The organism is Bacillus sp. UNCCL81, from assembly GCF_900112535.1.
In the GTDB taxonomy this organism is placed as follows: domain Bacteria; phylum Bacillota; class Bacilli; order Bacillales; family Bacillaceae_G; genus Gottfriedia; species Gottfriedia luciferensis_B.
Genome location: NZ_FOMF01000018.1, coordinates 15,433 through 33,296 on the forward strand (window position 1 = coordinate 15,433; position 17,864 = coordinate 33,296).

At 36.0% G+C, this 17,864-nt stretch carries 15 protein-coding genes and 1 pseudogene; 1 reads left to right on the forward strand and 15 read right to left on the reverse strand.

Going from position 1 to position 17,864, the window contains the following annotated elements; translation table 11 throughout:
* Window positions 1-21: 21 nt before the first annotated feature.
* The 14 genes and pseudogenes from BM319_RS22915 to BM319_RS22980 form a co-directional block, all read right to left on the reverse strand.
* Complete coding sequence (locus BM319_RS22915) at window positions 22-1,494, reverse strand: sodium:solute symporter family protein (protein ID WP_069032896.1); 1,473 nt, start codon at window positions 1,492-1,494, stop codon at window positions 22-24.
* Between the two features lies 1 nt (window position 1,495).
* Window positions 1,496-1,690 carry a DUF3311 domain-containing protein gene (locus BM319_RS22920; protein ID WP_069032895.1) on the reverse strand — a complete coding sequence of 65 codons (195 nt, stop codon included), beginning with the start codon at window positions 1,688-1,690 and terminating at the stop codon, window positions 1,496-1,498.
* A 113-nt stretch (window positions 1,691-1,803) separates the two neighbouring features.
* Window positions 1,804-2,979, reverse strand: coding sequence for a M20 family metallopeptidase (locus BM319_RS22925; RefSeq protein WP_091024838.1), 1,176 nt, complete (start codon window positions 2,977-2,979; stop codon window positions 1,804-1,806).
* A 14-nt stretch (window positions 2,980-2,993) separates the two neighbouring features.
* Window positions 2,994-4,223: a Zn-dependent hydrolase gene (locus tag BM319_RS22930; RefSeq protein WP_069032893.1), complete on the reverse strand. Its 1,230-nt coding sequence runs from the start codon at window positions 4,221-4,223 to the stop codon at window positions 2,994-2,996.
* A gap of 143 nt (window positions 4,224-4,366) precedes the next feature.
* Complete coding sequence (locus BM319_RS22935) at window positions 4,367-5,671, reverse strand: helix-turn-helix domain-containing protein (protein WP_069032892.1); 1,305 nt, start codon at window positions 5,669-5,671, stop codon at window positions 4,367-4,369.
* A gap of 11 nt (window positions 5,672-5,682) precedes the next feature.
* Window positions 5,683-6,516, reverse strand: coding sequence for a DMT family transporter (locus BM319_RS22940; RefSeq protein WP_069032891.1), 834 nt, complete (start codon window positions 6,514-6,516; stop codon window positions 5,683-5,685).
* A gap of 25 nt (window positions 6,517-6,541) precedes the next feature.
* A complete protein-coding gene (locus tag BM319_RS22945) occupies window positions 6,542-7,843 on the reverse strand; it encodes an amidohydrolase (RefSeq protein ID WP_217648357.1) in 1,302 nt (433 codons plus the stop codon).
* Between the two features lie 247 nt (window positions 7,844-8,090).
* Window positions 8,091-9,245: an ABC transporter permease gene (locus BM319_RS22950; protein WP_483295421.1), complete on the reverse strand. Its 1,155-nt coding sequence runs from the start codon at window positions 9,243-9,245 to the stop codon at window positions 8,091-8,093.
* Window positions 9,220-9,939, reverse strand: a complete 720-nt coding sequence (locus tag BM319_RS22955) for an ABC transporter ATP-binding protein (RefSeq protein WP_069032889.1) — start codon at window positions 9,937-9,939, stop codon at window positions 9,220-9,222. Before BM319_RS22955 ends, BM319_RS22950 begins: the two co-directional genes overlap by 26 nt.
* Window positions 9,939-11,171 carry an efflux RND transporter periplasmic adaptor subunit gene (locus tag BM319_RS22960; RefSeq protein WP_091024840.1) on the reverse strand — a complete coding sequence of 411 codons (1,233 nt, stop codon included), beginning with the start codon at window positions 11,169-11,171 and terminating at the stop codon, window positions 9,939-9,941. Before BM319_RS22960 ends, BM319_RS22955 begins: the two co-directional genes overlap by 1 nt.
* Before the next feature lie 583 nt (window positions 11,172-11,754).
* Window positions 11,755-12,141 (reverse strand): hypothetical protein, encoded by a 387-nt coding sequence (locus tag BM319_RS22965; protein ID WP_091024843.1) that lies wholly within the window; start codon window positions 12,139-12,141, stop codon window positions 11,755-11,757.
* Window positions 12,142-12,162: 21 nt separating this feature from the next.
* Window positions 12,163-12,336: pseudogene (locus BM319_RS22970) on the reverse strand (stage V sporulation protein R); the annotation flags it as partial.
* An 82-nt stretch (window positions 12,337-12,418) separates the two neighbouring features.
* A complete protein-coding gene (locus BM319_RS22975) occupies window positions 12,419-13,321 on the reverse strand; it encodes a LysR family transcriptional regulator (RefSeq protein ID WP_091024848.1) in 903 nt (300 codons plus the stop codon).
* 300 nt (window positions 13,322-13,621) lie between these two features.
* Window positions 13,622-14,344, reverse strand: a complete 723-nt coding sequence (locus BM319_RS22980) for a dockerin type I repeat-containing protein (protein WP_091024849.1) — start codon at window positions 14,342-14,344, stop codon at window positions 13,622-13,624.
* A gap of 4 nt (window positions 14,345-14,348) precedes the next feature.
* Here BM319_RS22980 and BM319_RS22985 point away from each other — a divergent pair, with 4 nt between their 5' ends.
* Entirely contained in the window at window positions 14,349-14,531 is a 183-nt protein-coding gene (locus BM319_RS22985) for a hypothetical protein (RefSeq protein ID WP_091024851.1), read from the forward strand.
* 56 nt (window positions 14,532-14,587) lie between these two features.
* Here BM319_RS22985 and BM319_RS22990 read toward each other — a convergent pair whose 3' ends face one another.
* Window positions 14,588-17,845 carry a S8 family serine peptidase gene (locus tag BM319_RS22990; RefSeq protein WP_091024853.1) on the reverse strand — a complete coding sequence of 1,086 codons (3,258 nt, stop codon included), beginning with the start codon at window positions 17,843-17,845 and terminating at the stop codon, window positions 14,588-14,590.
* Between the last annotated feature and the right edge of the window lie 19 nt (window positions 17,846-17,864).

Below are 17,864 nucleotides of genomic sequence, written 5' to 3' on the forward strand. Positions count from 1 at the left end.
TTATAGAGTAATTATTCATATTTAAGCTACAATCTCTTTTTTGCTTTGAACCGCTATATTTTTAGTAAGTAAGCTAACAACAACTAAAAATACTAGATTTACAACTAAGCCAATAACACCGATATTCAAATCTTTAATATATTGAGGTAGTGCTGGGAATAATGATCCGATTGTTGTATTACTTATAGTGACATAAGTAACTGTTGCAACCCCAGTAAGAATACCAGCGAATGCACCTTGCTTCGTTACAAAGTTCTTTTTCATTAAACTAAAGACAAGTGTCGGGAACAATTGAGTAACTAAACTGTATCCCATTAAAAGTAGAGTTACTAATGTAGATCCACCATTAAATGTGAAAAATACTGCGAATAAAGCAACCACAGGAACAAGGTATTTAGCTAAAACTGCAACCTGCTTTTCTGTAGCAGATGGTACAAATACTTTATAAATATTTTTTGATATTAAAGTAGCAGATGCCATTAGAATCATCGAACCTGGCACGATTGCAGTCAATACACCTGCTCCACCAATGATTCCAACAAACCACGGGTTAAAAGATTGTTTACTTAATTTTAATAAGGACAGATCGGCATCCGGACCTTGTAGTCCAGGAACTTGAAGAATTGCTGCAAATCCAACGAAAAACACAAAAAGCAATACAAGTTGGTATAAAGGCATGATAATCGCATTTTTACGAAATACGTTTTCACTTTTAGCTGAATAAACAGAGCCAAAAGTATGCGGCCACATATAAAATCCTAGGGCTGTTAGAAGAACCGTAGAATTAAACCAAGATACACTTAATCCCTCTTTTGGGAGATTTAAAAAACCTGGTTTAGCTTTATCAACTGCTTCAAACATCGCTTGGAATCCACCATAATAATGAATAGGTAGATAGATTCCTAGAAAAAGAACAACACCAAGAATCATAATATCCTTTAACGCTGCAGTCCATGCAGATCCATGGATACCAGAGATCATTACATAAATCGTCACTGAAATTGCACCAATCCAAATCGCAAAAGTTGGTGAAATCAATCCATAAGAAGCCTCCGAAACGATGCTTCCCAATCCTTTTAATTGTAGAACTAAGTAGGGAATTACAGCAGATACACCAACTAGTGAAACTAAAACGCCAAGGGCTTTACTTTTGTATTTACTTGCGAAAAAGTCCGGTTGAGACATTAAATTATTTTCTTTAGCATATTTCCATATTTTTGGAAGCAACCAATAAGACATAATATAAGCAAGTGCACCATAAGCAGTGATATAGTAGGTTGGTCCTCCTTTTCCATATGCCCAACCACTTCCACCTAGGAAAGTAAATGTTGTATAGATTTCACCAGCCATTAAGAGAAAGACGAAAATAGTACCAAATCCTCTTCCACCAACACTCCATTGCTCAAGATTCATGTCTTTTCCTTTCCTAGCTTGTACCCCTAGAAAAATCGATACTGCAAGAAATAGAAAAATTATAATTAATGCACTATTCATCTTATCTGTCCCCCTTTTTCGCCGAATCTAATTTAAAGATTATCCACATAACTGGTGTTGAAAAAACTGTCCATAGTACAACCCAAAAAAGGAGAAAAGGCATTCCTAATACAAATGGCTCAACGTGGTTTGCCCAAGATGAAAAGCCCAGAATAGCAATAAATGGAATAAGTGCTAATAAATGATAGATTTTCAAAAATTGTTCCCCACTTTCAATTTAAAATTTATATTAGTTTTAATATTCAGAAAAATAAAAGTTTAGATTAAGTAGATCCTTGTAAATTAAGGGTCTACTTAACCATAATTCTATTAATCTAAAAGTTTAAATGTGGCATGAACAAATAAGTTTACACCAATTTCCAAAGCGTCCTCGTCTATTGTAAAACGTGCATGATGATGCGGATAAGTAATATCTTTTTCTTCGTTTCCTGCTCCCACATAGAAGAAAGTACCTGGTGCCTTTTGTTGGAAAGCAGAGAAATCTTCACCACCCATGTTTGGCTTCATAAGGTCGAGAGTCTTTTCATCAAACACTTCAAGAATAGTTTCCTCAATAGCCTTCGTAATCTGCTCATCGTTGATAACCGGGCGATATCCGAACTCATAATCAAATTTGTATTGTGCCCCATGAGCCTCAGTTATTCCTTTTATAATACGTTCCATAAGGTCAGGAACCGATTTCCTAAGGTCGGCGTTGAAACTACGAACGGTTCCACAGATTTCAACTGAACCTGGGATTACGTTATGAGTTGTACCTCCAATAAACTTTGTAACAGAAACTACTAGATTATCAAGCGGATCAGTATTTCTAGAAACGATATGTTGAAGATTTGTTACAACTTGGGAAGCTATAGCAATCGAATCAATCGTGTCATGAGGAAGTGCTGCATGTCCACCCTTACCTTTAACAGCAAGATAGAAAGTATCTGGAGCAGCCATCATCGGTCCATAAGCTACACCTATAGTACCTAGTTTCATAGGAGCCCAAAGATGAGCACCAATTACCATATCAACTCCATCCATTACTCCTGCTTGTACCATTTCCTCGGCACCACCAGGATATAACTCTTCAGCATGTTGAAATAAAAAGCGAACTTCACCTTTGATTTTGTCTTTTAAACTAGTAAGTATTTTTGCTGTGCCTAAAAGCATTGCAGTATGACCATCGTGTCCACAAGCATGCATCACACCTGGATTTGTAGAGACAAATTCAAAAGTGTTTTCTTCTTCGATCGGTAAAGCATCCATATCTGCTCGAATTGCTAGCACTTTGCCAGGCTGAGAACCAATCAGACGAGCCATAACACTCGTCTTTGTTGGACGAGATATCTCTAAATTCCCGAAAGTTTGAAGTGTATCATACACATATTGAGCTGTTTTTTCTTCATGAAAAGATAACTCCGGATACTGATGGAAATGCCTTCTCCACTTTATTACTTCTTCTTTTGTTTGTGCTACTAAACTATTTAATGATATTGTTTGCATTATTGCATCCCCCTTTATTCATTATTAGATAACTGAAGTACAGTATGATAAAGTACATTTGCACCATCTGCACAATCTTCCTTAGAACTCCATTCTGCTGGATTATGGCTTATTCCATCCTTTGAACGGATAAAAAGCATCCCTATTGGACAGAGATTTGTAAGCTGCATGCAATCGTGCCCAGCTCCACTTGGGAGAAAAAATGGTTCCACACCAATCGTTTCACAAGCTAGTTTTGCCAAATCTTGAATCTCATTAGAGCATAATGTAGGTGCAATACGTTGCAAATCTTCAATTTGTAATCCTACACCACGCTGTTCACATAAAATTTTTGCCCCTGCTACTATTCGGTTTTCAACCTCATCACGAATTGATTCATTTACATCGCGAAGATCCAAAGTAAATTCAACCTTCCCAGGTATTATATTGATTCCTCCAGGAAACAGCTGCAATTGACCAACTGTTCCCACTGTTGTACCAGTCTTAGCTGATTCAGTTTCAATTAGCTGTATAATCTGGGAGGCAGCAACTAAGGCATCGTTACGATCGTTCATTGGAGTTGCCCCCGCATGCCCTGCTTTACCTTCAATTATGAATTTAAGCCATAACGGGCCAGAGATTCCTGTAACGATACCGACTGATAAATTATCGTTCTCAAGTACCTTACCTTGTTCAATATGTAATTCGACATATGCTTTTACTGATCCAATACTTCTGACTGACTGTTCAATTAATAATGGATCATAACCTGCTTCGCTCATTGCCTCCGCTACAGTAATCCCTTGTTGATCCTTATTTTGTAGTTCTTCCAAGGTGAGAGTTCCAGCAATTCCTCGGCTGCCAATCATTCCAAAGCTAAATCTTGCACCTTCCTCATCTGTAAAGACAATAACTTCAATTGGATGCACTGTTGTGATTCCCTGCTCATTCATCGTCTGTAGGATTTCAATCCCTGAGAGAACGCCGAGTGGTCCGTCAAAATTCCCCCCGTTATATACAGAATCTATATGTGAGCCTACCAGTACAACCGGTGCATCCTGATTAATTCCCTCTTTACGTCCAATAAGATTTCCAACGGTATCTTCGTAAACTTTTAATCCTGCTTCATTCATATAGGAAGAAAGCAGTTTTTTAGCTTTTCTCTCATTTTCAGTAAAAGATAAACGAGTAATTCCCCCAGACTCTTGCTTTCCAATGGACCCTAATTCCATAAGGCGATTCCACAATCGATCCTGATTAATCATTTGTCCTCCTATTATAAAATTAATATTTTAGGTCTATTTATGGCTATGACCATAACTATATCACTAAATATTTATTTTGTTAAGCGAAAATATTCAGAATATTATATTTAAAATAATAAAACGATAAGTTTATCTACTTATCGTCACAAGGTTATTTTATAAATGTTTCTAGGCCTTCCACGTGAATAAGGTGTTTCCTCTCCTATTACCTGAGCAATTCCTTGTTCCTCTAATTCTTTTAAAATTCTTCGCGCGCTTCTCGGCATGATTTGCATATACTGTGCTAGCTCGTGAGCTCCAATTTCACTCTTTCCAATCTTTTTAAGAATTGATTCTAGCTTACTAAGTGTCGAAATACTTAGAGATGTTTGTTCACTTATTTTCTGCAGTTCTTTTGAAACATAAGAATAGGTAATTTGTTCCTCTCTTCCCAATGGACCCGCGATCGTTTGATTATCAAGAGCAACCATCCAACTTCCTTTTCCATACTCTCTAGCATGAAATAAAGCTCTTCCGGCATGAATTTCTGCTTCATAAGCCGTTTTACCGATTCCAATTCCACAAGTAATGACTTCTTTCTTTAGTTCTTCGAGATCTTCCAAATTCGGTATAATAGAAAATTCATTCGTTATATCCTGTAAAAGCCCTCGGGTTGTAAAAATGACATATCTACCTGGACCAGCAGATTTAAGTGATCCTTGAACTTTATTAGCGTAAACAAGTAGTTTCTCTGCCATCTTAATTTCTATTTTGTAAATTTCATCAGTTGAAAAAGTATCCTTCGCCAAACCAAAATAAGAGTCAATCTCAATCATTTGAACTGCAATTTGGCTTTCTTTAAAATGTAACATCTCATAAGTTCGAAGTGCTAAATTTAGTACTGACTCAATAGCCGACTTAGCAGGAAGTACACGATAAACAGGGACACCCATTTTCTCAAGTTCGATATGTGCCGATCGAAGACATGTAACCGCTGCTTTCGTTTTCCCACTTTTCCATAACTCATAGTGGTATCCTGCAAGTACCTTTGCATCAACTTCTTCTCCTTCATAATATTTCAAATATAAATGATTGGCTTTAATCTCTGCTTCATCTAAAATACTGTTGAGTTCATCATAATGGAAGTTATCAAAGCTAATTTGTTCCATTGCAATCTGGTTATGATAGAATATTTGTAACAACGTTTTGTAGAGACTCGGTCCAGTGTGTGGCGTAAAAAACATTGGTTTGGTAATTCCACCCCAACTTTTTGCTATGGCATAAGGGACCTTGCCTGAAAAGAGCCAAATATCAAAATCATTGGCAATAGGACTTAAAAGATCAGGTATTTCCTCTTCTCGCCAATAGATAATAGGGGTACATTCAAATTCAGGGTATTCCTTTATTACAGATTGAATAACGTCAATCGAATCATCAGATCCTAGTAAACCTAAACGGATTTTTTTCATCGTTTCCTCCACTACTCTAAAATAAATAAAATTCCTAAAATGGTAATGCAACAGGCAATCAACTTAGCTGCTGTAATTTTTTCTTTATAATAAATTCTTGCTAAAAACAATGCAAATATTGGTGAAGTATAGGCTAAAGCTACAACTAGCGTTCCATTGGCAATCTTTAAGGCTGCAAACAATGCAATCCATTGGGTAATCGCAAGCACCCCACGAATCGAAAGGTGCATATTCAGTTTAGGATACCAAATTTTCGGACGATGGATTAAATAGATTATTAGGGCAATCCCACTCGCTCTGAAAAAATAAAGTGTAGGGGCATTTATCCATTGATGAACGAGCAATTGTTGTGTAGGAACCATGCTGAGTCCAGCAGAAACTGCAGCTGCAACCCCTAATAAATTCCCAGGTTTTTTTATTTCTACTAATGGAGATAACAAGTTTTTACCTCGTACGTTCAGAAAATATACACCAAGGACAATGAGCAAGACCGGAATTAAAATATGTATATCGAATCCGTGCAAAATGCTATTTGGAATAAACGTGAATAATGGAGTTAACGCAGTATACACTGCTAGTTGAGATACTTCTATTCGTCCAAGTGCTAAGAAAAATGATACATTAGACAATGCATCTAAAATAATCACAATGATTAATAAACCGATTGTAGCTGGAGTAACAGTAAAGGAATAATACCAAGGCATTACGCAGCCTAATATAATGGTGACCACTAGAAATGATGTTACTATAAAGCTATTATTATCCTTCATTTGCATGGTAATTTTTTTTGCATACAACGCATTTACTGCATTCAAAAAAGAACTGATTAATGCAAGAAAAAACATATTCCTTTCTCCTCTCTCTAGTTGATTATCTGGCTAAATGTACAAGTAAGTTTCCATAAACTTCAACTGCATACGCAATTGTTTTTTCATTAAAGTCGAATGCACAATTATGATGACCCGCTGCCAATTCAGTTCCAAATAATAGGTAAGTAGCCATTCCACCATTCTTTTGAACCTCTTTCATCATATAAGTTACATCTTCAGAAGCAAGAAAAGGCTGAGAAAGAACAATCTCACTAGTTTGTTTAACATTTGAACCTATATCGTATACAAGATTTGCAAGGTCAGCGTCACAGTCTGCGATAATCGAACGTCCTACTACTTCGGTATGTTCCTTAATCCCATATAACTGAGCAACTGATTGGATGATCCGCAATGATTCATTCTGCATATATTGATCAACCTCATTGGTCGTTCCTCTAGTTTCAAATTTTAGCTTAGCATGTGCTGGAATAATGTTTCGACCTTCTCCACCTTGAATCACTCCAACATTTATTCTTGAATCCCCTAATCCATGCCGTGAGATTGCATACAATTGCAATGTAATAGTAGATGCCGCAAGTAATGCATTTCTACCTTCATGTGGTGCTAATGCAGCATGGGCCTGCACACCTTCCAGTTCTAAATCAAACTTGGTTGACGCGAAAAAATCTGTTACGCTACAGACAAGTTGATTCTGTTTAGTTGCCGTAACTCCAATATGGCCACTAAAGAAATAATCAACATCTTCAAAGACTCCCGCGTCAACCATCGCTCTCGCACCACGTGCACCTTCTTCAGCCGGTTGAAATATAAGTTTGATTTTTCCTGATAGCTTCTCTTTCATTTTTGAAATCAATTGTGCCATTCCTAACCCAATTGCAATATGACCATCGTGTCCACAGGCATGCATATAGCCTTCTACTTTCGAACGAAAATTTTGATTCGTTGGAACATGATCTGATCCTTTATCCTCAGATATTTCCAATGCATCGATATCAAATCGGAAGGCAAGTATTGGACCAATACGCCCTGTATCCAAAATGCCAACTACACCAGTTAACCCGTCTTCCATTTTCTCAATCCAATATGAATTTGCCCCAAACGACAATGCCCGCTCTTTTGCTTCTTGAATCGTTTTTCCATCTGGGACACCCATTCTCGATTCAGGTACAATTATTTCCCTTCCTACTTTCACTTCAAATCCCAATTCAGATAAGAAATCTGCTATGAGAGATGAGGTTCGGAATTCTGTCCATCCTATCTCAGGAAAACAGTGGAGATCACGCCTAATATTGATTAAACTTCCTTTCATATTATCAACTAATTCTGATATTAATTCTTCCACGTCGTTTACCTCCTCATTGAATTATTAATTAAACAACAAGCTTCTCATTATTTACGGTTGAATTTTGGTTACGACCATAATTATAGACTATTCTGATATTTTTGAATAGAAACCTAAAATACTATTTTATTAGATAATCAACTTAATAAAATCTTTTTTATATAATCATAAAGAAGGATTTTCTTTTTTAAACAAAAAAGAGGTGCCCCTTAAAAGATTTACTTTTGGGACAACCACTTTATTCTTTTTATTCATATCTAAGCGCTTGAATAGGATCAAGCTTTGATGCCTTATTTGCTGGAAAAACACCAAATACAATTCCAACTAATAAAGAAAATACAAACGATAACAACATAACCGGAACAGAATATGCAATTGCTGTTCCTGTCATTATAGTAAATATTTTGGCACTTATTACACCTATTACAACGCCTATAATTCCACCAAGTGAACTTAATACCATTGATTCAATGAGAAATTGAAGTAGAATACTTCCGCGCTTTGCGCCAATTGCTTTTCTTATACCGATTTCTTTTGTACGTTCAGAAACCGATACAAGCATAATATTCATTATACCAATACCACCAACAATAAGTGAGATTGCAGCACTTCCGCCTAGCATTAATGTCATCGTTTTATTAACGGATGAAGCAGTTTCCATTAAATCCTCTGGACTCGAAACGCTATAGCTATCTTCATCTCCAATAATCGTAAACATCTTTTGTTCAATTCTACGTAATGTAAAATTAATCATATTTTCATTTTCTACTTTTACATAGACAGATCCAATTGAAGTAGTAGATGCCAAGCGCTGAGCTGTACTAAGCGGAACAAAAATCGTACTGTCCCCACTTGAACCTAATGAACTACCAACTGATTGAAGTACCCCAACAACTCTAAATGATGTTCCATTTACTTTAACGTATTGACCAACTGGATTTCCAAAACCGAATAATGTTCGTGCTGTGCTTGAACCTAGTACTGCTATTTTTGAGTGATTATCATTATCCAAATCTGCAATAAATCGCCCTGATTGCAGCTCCAAATCACGAACTTTTAAATAAGGTGAAGTTGTTCCTGTCACTGACACTTGTGCGTTCGTTTGTCCGTTTTTTACAGTTACTCTTCCAGAAACAGTTGGAGCTATTGCTTCTACACCACTAACGTCCTTAAGTTGATTAGCATCATCTTCTTTAAATGTTACATCTGAGCCTGTCACACTTACTGTTAATACATTTGTACCTAAGCTTCCTATTTGATCTTGCACTTCTTTCGTTGATCCCTGTCCAATCGCAACCATCACAATAACGGAGGATACACCGATAATAATACCTAGCATCGTTAGGAACGCTCTTACTTTATTTCCTTTAATGCTCTTAAGCGCCATTCTCAGTGTCTGCAAACCATTCACCACCATTCTCGTATAGCTGGCCATCATGTATTCGTACAACACGATTTGCCTGTTTTGCAACATCTAAATCATGTGTAATTAGAATAATCGTATGTCCTTGCTCATTTAACAAATTCATAATCTCCAAAATTTCCTTACTTGTTTTACTATCAAGAGCACCAGTCGGTTCATCTGCTAGTAAAATAGGAGGGCTTCCAGCAAGGGCACGCGCGATTGCGACACGCTGCTGCTGCCCCCCTGATAATTGTGTAGGTAAATGATTCGCTCGATCGACTAATCCTACTTTTTTTAACGCCGAAAGAGCAATTTCTCTTCTTTCAGCCGTCTTCATCCCTCTATAAATAAGAGGAAGTTCTACATTTTCTACTGCAGTTAACTTTGGTATAAGATTAAAATTTTGAAAAATAAATCCAATTTTTTCATTCCGTATAGTCGCTAGTTGTGAGCTCTTCATTTGCCCTACATCTTCATTATCAATCAAATATCTCCCAGAATCTGGACGGTCTAAGCATCCGATCATGTTCATAAATGTTGACTTCCCCGAACCTGATGGACCGATCACTGAAATAAAATCACCCTTTTGGATATCAAGAGATACACTCTGAAGAGCCATTACCGTTTCTCCGCCAAGTTCATACATTTTCGTCATGTTTTTAATTTGAATAATCGGCTCAAAGTTAGTCATCATTTACCTCCTTGTCCGCCACCATTTTGATTTCTTTCAAAATTTCTTCCTCCGAAACCACCGCCAGAGAAGCCACCACCTTGGAATCCTCCACCTTGCATCATAAATCCACCAGAATTACTTCTAGATTGAACGCTCGGAATTTCAATAGACTCTCCTTCACTTAATCCACTTGTAATTTCTACATTCGTATCATTTGAAATACCAGTTTTTACTGTAACTTTCTTTGTAGATTGTCCAGAATCATCCGTAGATGAAGGAACTAGTACATATTTTTCATTTCCATTTTTATACACTGCTTCTACTGGAACAAATAGCGCGTCTGCTTTACTTTGTATTAAAATACTTGCTTCCGTTGACATACCAATTTTCAAACCTTTTGGATTTTTAATTTTTACAGTTACATCAAATGTCGAAACACCATTTGTCGATGTACCTTCATTTGCTACTTTCGTTACAATCCCATCGAATGTTTCACCTTCAAAAGCACTTGCTGTTATTTTTACTGATTGTCCAACTTTTACCTTAGTGATATCTAATTCATCAACACTGATTGTTGTTTCCAAAGAACTGTAATTTGTTATATGCGCCACTGTCGTAGAACTTTGTACAGAATCTCCACTATTAACAGCAAGACTAGTAATCGTACCAGCAACTGGTGCTTGTAAAATACTACCATCTGTAAATTTCACAAGTGTTGCACCTGCTTTTACAACTGAACCTTCCTTCACATTTACAGTATCCGCTATTAAACTACTACCTCCAGTATTTCCCGTACTAGAATTATTTGAGGAACTGCCACTATCTTCTCTTGTAATTGGTAATGTAACTCCATCTTCATCTTCCATACGAATTAGTACTTTTCCTTGCGATGCTCCGCTACCGCTACTTACATAAACCTTTGTAATTTCTCCATCTTTTGGAGCCGTAACAACATCACCATTTTTAAAAGTCACAAGTGTATCACCTTTACCCACTGATTCTCCAGATGAAGCACTAACACTATCCACAACAAGAATTGTATTTGCCGCAGTAACATCTTCGTCAGTATTTGCAGTTACCGAACCCGATCCAGTAACAGCTACTTCTAACTTTCCTTTTTGTGCCGTAATTGTTTGTGCTGTAGCCATCACGTTTTGGGCTTGATTTGCTTGACTCTTACTATATATGAACCAACCACTTCCTCCTCCAACAGCAACAACAATAACTGAAATAATAACCCACTTTTTCAATTTTCTTTTCTCCTCTCCAACATTGAGATTGATCTGAATAGATACCCGATTATTCTTCATTGAGGTACATACGTTTTCGGAATTTCACATATCCTTAAGAACCTCTACTATCTTGTAACCATTTTAAGAAAATCAGGACTTTTCTTTCGTTTATACACCAAACTTACTCTACTATTAGTCGTTTGCATTAGAGCTTGTTTTATCTATTTTTTTACTCCTCCTAATTTCTTTTGATAAGCTCATTTTGGATTGTGTACCTTAAATTTCCCTTAACAAAAATCAATGCTTTTTAATGGGGAGAGGATATAAGTCGTATTGAAAGCAATGAAAACTCTTAATTTACGCATAAATAAATAACCACCTTCTATGTTTTTGAAAGAGAACACATTCTGTCTTTAGTTCTCTATTTTATGATTTAGACCGAGGGTTAGAAAGTATATTAATATAATAAAAATAATTTTAATTTAATTACTTATTTAAAAGATTAATTTTAAAAAAGAGAATATACAAAAAGGCATTGCTCTTGAGCAACGCCTTTTTCACATACTATCATCTTTTAACAATTAGCATGTTATTTTAATTTCTATCTAAAAAAAATTTTAAATACATTCTTTATAATAGCTTTTAATAGCTCCATCTTTTCTTTTGAATCTATGACTTCAAATGGAACATATATTTCATGCTTTTTAAGGAGGAAATTTCTCATTTCTTTAATTTCAAAATTTAAAATTTGTTGTACTTCTTTTTGAATAGACTTCCCTCTACTAGATTCTGGATTTCCTGGATCTACATGCAGAATTAAGCAATGGTATTTTTTTTCTCCATTTAGAGTCGCAAATTTAGTAGACGCGCCACTAAAGGTAATAGGTTTATACCCTAACGACAGACTCTTTGCCGCCATTGTACATTTCATTGGACCTAAACCGTTTAAATATTTATGAAGTTCACTAAAAACGATTAATTCATTCATTCATTCTTATTTTTCTCCTTCTAAACTGTTAATCTCTAAATAATCTCCTTCTTGAACTAAAGTATAAGAAACCACAAGTTGATCTCGTACATTTTTCCATACCCTATCAGTCACTTTAAATTCCTTACTTTGTCGCTGGAATAGATACATTTCTTCATGCATTACGAGTTCTTTAGTAAAGTAGTTTCGTATAAATAATAAATACATTATCCCTTACCAACACAGGCGTCCTTGTCTCATGCAAAAAAAGCGGATGAATCATATCACCCACTTTACATTATGAATTTAGTTCTTCCTTCAATCTCGATATATAGTCTTTTATCATTCTTGAACAATCCCTATTACTAGACATAATCCATACATATTGAAGATTTACAGCATCATAATCTACAATATCCAACATTATAATGTCATCATTCAAATTGTAATTTACCCCGTTGAAGGCTGGAACAAATGATACGCCTAAGTTTTCTTCAATCGCTTTTTTTAATGTATCAGTATTCGTAGTGGTAAATAACTCATTCATTTTGCCAAACTCCCTATAGAAAAGTTTTTTAAACCAATGAATGAATTCTCCATCATAAGTAATTAGTGTTTCGTTTATAATTTGTTGTGGTGTAACAAATGATTTTTTCGCTAATGGAGAGTTTTTATTTACCATTAATTTCATTTTTGCTTCAAATAAATTATGGTAAACTAGGCGATCATCATCTTCTAGTAAATGCTTAATAAATGGCAAAACACCGATATCACTTCGATCTTCTAAAATATCTTCAATAATATCTTGACCAGGCTTTTGAAAAATCTCGATAGTAATTTTAGGATAAACATTTCTAATAGTTGATATTGGGTTTAAAAGTACGGCAAAAAATCCTGGAGTCGTAGATATTTTCAATTTATCGTTTACTTTATTATTAATTAATTGTGCTTTTTCAATTAGTTCTTGATATTTACTAAATACCTCTATCGCAATCGAAACAAGCTCTTCTCCATCATGCGTAAGTATGGCACTATGGCCTCTACCTCTGGAACGCTCGAACAATTTGACATTTAATTTCTTTTCGATACTATCAATCGATTGACTAATAGCGGATTGACTCACAAAGAGATTTTGTGAAGCAATCGAGAAGGATCCCGTTTTGGCGACTTCGACTAGATATTCCAATTTTTCGATGTTCATAATCTTCTCCTTCTAACAACGTTATTAGTATACTACAAACTATATTTTCTTTATTATTTTTTTTACAATTATTTTAAATATAATGAAAAGCCTGTTCTCAAGTATTGAGAACAGACTTACAGTGTGAAGACAAATTCTGAATTTTTTTCCAGAGCTTTCTAATTTGTAATCTCAATTGACTTTTAACTGATTCTAAATTAACACCTTTATACTTTTTAACTGCTATAGATAGTGCTACAACCTGAATATTAAAAAATGGAGTAACCTGAACAGCAGAAGCTATCCAGGTTACCAATTAAATTAATTATCTAGACCTAATTGTTTAATAATGCTTTCTAACGTTTGACCTTTGTACGTTTTCTTAGCTTTTGGATTTGGATTTGGATTTGTTGGGTTACCAAGTCCGTAGTTGTAGTACACATAAGCAAAGTCATTAACGTCAACTGTTCCGTCGCCGTTAATATCTGCACTACGTTTATTTGTTCCCCAATACGTTTGGATCGCCAGTGCGTCCATTATGTCGATTACATTATCTTTATTAACGTCTCCTGCTGTAGCTGTATAAACATCTGAACCAATGTAACCAGATACACCATACTCTTCACCATCTAAATTTCCGTACATTCCATGGAAATCAGTGTATGTTGTAAAGTGTCCAGGGACATCAAACACAATTGACATATCATCATGAGTAATTGGTAAACCATTTACATAGAACTGACCATTCTTAGCGATTGTGCCATTATACGTTTTTCCATCTTTATCTTGAACGTACGCTTTTATTCCTGCTGTTGTATAATCTTTAGTTGTAGTACTATCGAACTGACCATTCTTAAATAATCCTTGAGCATATACATAACCACCTAAAGCAGCGAACTTCGGTAAAATCACGATTCTAGGGAATGTTCCCCAAGGTTGAGTTACACCACCATTAACGTCTGTGATTTTTGTAGAATTAAGAAGTAAACTTGAACCTAGAGTAGGTTTTTGAATATCTTGAATTTTAACTGCTACATCAACCATTGGGATGTCACCTGTTACTTCTTTAGAACCATCAAACGTAACTGTTGCTTTTACTGTAACTACTGGACCATTAACAGTATTAGCAGTAGTATTTGTTGTTGTTAAAACTCCACCTAAAGCCTCAGCTGCAGGATTTAATTTAACGCTTTCAATGCTTGTATCAACCGAATTAGCAGAAAAAGTATAAACAGCTGATTTTACTTTTGTTACATTATAAGCAGTTAGTGTAGTTGATCTTGTATCTCAAACATGTGTAATCATTTGTTTATGTCTAGTCGGACCTTGTGGCATACCATATACATATGAATAAGTATCTTCAACAAGGTAGTACATTTCTTGAGCATTTGCATTCGTTCCTTGGTCACCACCAACAAATAGCACTTGTGTAACTGGTGAGTTTGTCTGAACCGCAACGCTGTCTGACCCATTTCCGTTTTCATCTAATGTTAGTTTTCCATTGATTGAATTACTGTTCCAAGCATAAGGGATACCTACTGTACCTTGATTAATGTTGATACCAGCTGCTCTCATTTGATCAACCATTTGATCATGGATAGAAGCTGTAACAGGAATTGATGTTGTACCTTTCTTGTATTCAACGAAAGGACTTCCTTCTTTTTCCCCTTGTACTTTCATTTCAAACTTATCAGGAGCAGTATTATCAATGAACAGATCTTGGGCATTCACAAATTCTTGACCATCATCATTTACACCAACAAGTTTTAGTTTGTAATGACCTTCTCTTGGTAATGTTGCAACTTTGTTGATCGTTTTGTGTTCTTTATCAGCAAACGGATAGATAAACCCTGAGAACGGAACGAAGAAATATGTTTTACCTTCTTGGTAACCCATTCCATCAAACGTATTTGCAATACCTAAATCTTCACCTGTTTTTGCATCAGAAAGAACTACTTTTACATATCTCATGTGAGAATTCAGTGTCATTGTTGCAGATAAAGATGGACTCATAATCGGACTCGTTAATTGATTTCGGTCATTCGTGAGTGAGTTACGAGAAAGAGTAAAGTCTTTAATTCCTTCTTCAACGAAATGAACTCCGAATGGAACACGATATGTTTCAGTTGAGTCGTTATGGTTTGTGTAAGTTACATAACCTTCATAGATACCCTTTTCAGCAGCTTTCGGAATTGTTAAAATTGCATTCTTAGTCACTTTGCCATATGCAGGTACTTTGAATGAAGGATCTAAGGAAACTGATACACCGTTTTTCACTGCGTCTTTTGAACCTCTTACATCTGTTTGATACGTAACTTTCACATCAAACGTTTTTGGTGTAAGGCTATTGTTCTCGATTGTCATTGCACGAGTGTTCACTAAATCTTTGCCAGTGTATGCTACATTACCGAAACTTAATGCACTTGTTGTTTCTTTGATATCTTGTGTTTCTCCGTTAATCACGATTGGCGTTTTATCTTTTACTTTGATTTCTACAGAAGAATGTAAAGCTCGGTACGGGTCAACTCGTCCTGCACCAACTTCGTAAACAGAGTAAGTGTTACTTAATGGATCAGCTGTATTCATTAGTAAAGCTTTGATATCTTCTGGTTGTAGATTGTGGTTCTCTTGTTTTAATAATGCTGCAACACCTGCTACAAACGGAGTTGCCATTGATGTTCCTGACATATGATCATATGCATGGGTATAATCAGTCGGATTAGTTGGACTATGAACATATCCAGGAACAGTTGATAACACACTTACACCTGGTGCAGTGACTTCTGGTTTAATATCATAAGTTACTCGAGATGGTCCACGTGAACTGAATGATGCTAACTCATCACCTTTTGTTGTAATTGAACTTAAATCGCTAAAAGTGAATGTTGTTTTACCACTTGCGATTTGTTGTTTTAATGCAGTGCCATCTGCCATTGTTAAGTTAAATGAAGGGATGAAGTCTTGACCTTCTGCTAAATAGAAAGGCATTACACCATCAACGTTGTTGTACACAAGTATTGCAGCAGCGCCACGTAGTTTTGCTTGTAAAATTTTATCATTAATTGTATTTGAACCACGTTGAACTAATACCACTTTTCCATCTACTCGAGTATTTGCACCCCAGTAATCCCAAGATTGGCCTAAATTCACGTTTACTATTGGGAATGATTTAGATTTTAAGCTATTTAAATCATCGTCAAATCCTTTTGCTAATAACTGCATTCCATAGCTCGCAGTATCGTCGTTACCTTTCATTGTTGGGATCGTTGTTGGCACATCACTTGCACCAACTGATAATGCTAAAGCAGCATTCCCAGGATTTCCTACAGTGTACATTGCATCTCCAGAGTTACCTGCAGCAACAATAGATGTTACACCGCTTAGTACTGCATAGTTAAGTGCGATACTTTCAGGGCTTAATGGATCATTGTAAGGTGCACCTAATGATAGATTGATAACATCCATTCCATCTGTAATAGCTCTATCGATACCAGCAATGATATCATCCGTTGTTCCTGAACCACCTGGACCAAGTACACGATATGAATAAATACTCGCGTCGGGAGCAACACCTGTCGTTGAATAGTTACTGTCAGCTTTTCCACGACCTCCGATTGTACCAGCTACGTGGGTACCATGTTCAGTGTAGTAAGATTCAGCACCACCACCATTGATACTTGGTTTGCCAGCTTTTACCCAATCAGCATAAGTTGTTTCCATTGGGTCATTATCATTGTTAACGAAATCATAACCGCCTTTGTAAGCGTCTTTTAAGTCTGGGTGGTTATAGTCAATCCCTGTATCAAGAATACCTACTTTAATTCCTGCACCAGTGAAACCTTCTTTGTGTAATTGGTCAATTTTAAGATAAGAACGTTCTGCTGCCATTCCATGTGTATCTACTCCAGTAGAAGCGGTTTGTGTATCTGCTCCAGAAGCGATTTGTGAATCAGGCACTTTAGGATCATTTAATTGAATAGTTTGGTTACTATAGATTGCTTTAACTGCTCCTGATTTTACTAACTCTTTTAGTTTGTTTGCAGGAACTTGTAGTGATACACCATTGAATCCAGTTTTGAATGTACGATTGACTCTGTACGTTCCATCTGACTTTGTTTGGAATGCATTGTCTAAATCAGTTTCAAATGTTGCATGATCTGAATCTACATCACTTTGTGCTGTTGTAGAAGATAGAGATTGTCCGTTTGCTGCTGCTTCAAGTAAAGCAACTTTCTTCGGTTTGCTTTTGAACTCTACGATAACTGACACAGGTTTTGAACTATCTAAATTCACGTCGTCAGATAACTGAAGTCCTTGTGCATTGAACTTATCAATATTCTCAAGAGCTTGACGTTGTTCTGCAGTTAGATTCAATTTGCTTTCTTCGTTAGTGTTAGCGTCACTATTAGTGGTTGTGTTAAGTTTTGCTACAGCTTCATCTAATTTTGTTGGGCTTTGTGCAAATACGTTAACCATTTGTGATTGTGAAAATACGATACTAGTAGTTAGCGCGCCAACTAGTAATTTAGTTTGCTTTTTCTTCATTCCCCAGTTCTCCCCATTT

What these genes read in the sequence shown, in the direction of transcription:
- BM319_RS22915 (WP_069032896.1), bottom strand. Translation starts at nt 1,494, where the DNA reads ATGAATAGTGCATTAATTATAATTTTTCTATTTCTTGCAGTATCGATT.
- BM319_RS22925 (WP_091024838.1), bottom strand. Translation starts at nt 2,979, where the DNA reads ATGCAAACAATATCATTAAATAGTTTAGTAGCACAAACAAAAGAAGAA.
- BM319_RS22930 (WP_069032893.1), bottom strand. Translation starts at nt 4,223, where the DNA reads ATGATTAATCAGGATCGATTGTGGAATCGCCTTATGGAATTAGGGTCC.
- BM319_RS22935 (WP_069032892.1), bottom strand. Translation starts at nt 5,671, where the DNA reads ATGAAAAAAATCCGTTTAGGTTTACTAGGATCTGATGATTCGATTGAC.
- BM319_RS22940 (WP_069032891.1), bottom strand. Translation starts at nt 6,516, where the DNA reads ATGTTTTTTCTTGCATTAATCAGTTCTTTTTTGAATGCAGTAAATGCG.
- BM319_RS22955 (WP_069032889.1), bottom strand. Translation starts at nt 9,939, where the DNA reads ATGACTAACTTTGAGCCGATTATTCAAATTAAAAACATGACGAAAATG.
- BM319_RS22965 (WP_091024843.1), bottom strand. Translation starts at nt 12,141, where the DNA reads ATGAATGAATTAATCGTTTTTAGTGAACTTCATAAATATTTAAACGGT.
- BM319_RS22975 (WP_091024848.1), bottom strand. Translation starts at nt 13,321, where the DNA reads ATGAACATCGAAAAATTGGAATATCTAGTCGAAGTCGCCAAAACGGGA.
- BM319_RS22980 (WP_091024849.1), bottom strand. Translation starts at nt 14,344, where the DNA reads ATGGTTGATGTAGCAGTTAAAATTCAAGATATTCAAAAACCTACTCTA.
- BM319_RS22985 (WP_091024851.1), top strand. Translation starts at nt 14,349, where the DNA reads ATGTCACCTGTTACTTCTTTAGAACCATCAAACGTAACTGTTGCTTTT.
- BM319_RS22990 (WP_091024853.1), bottom strand. Translation starts at nt 17,845, where the DNA reads ATGAAGAAAAAGCAAACTAAATTACTAGTTGGCGCGCTAACTACTAGT.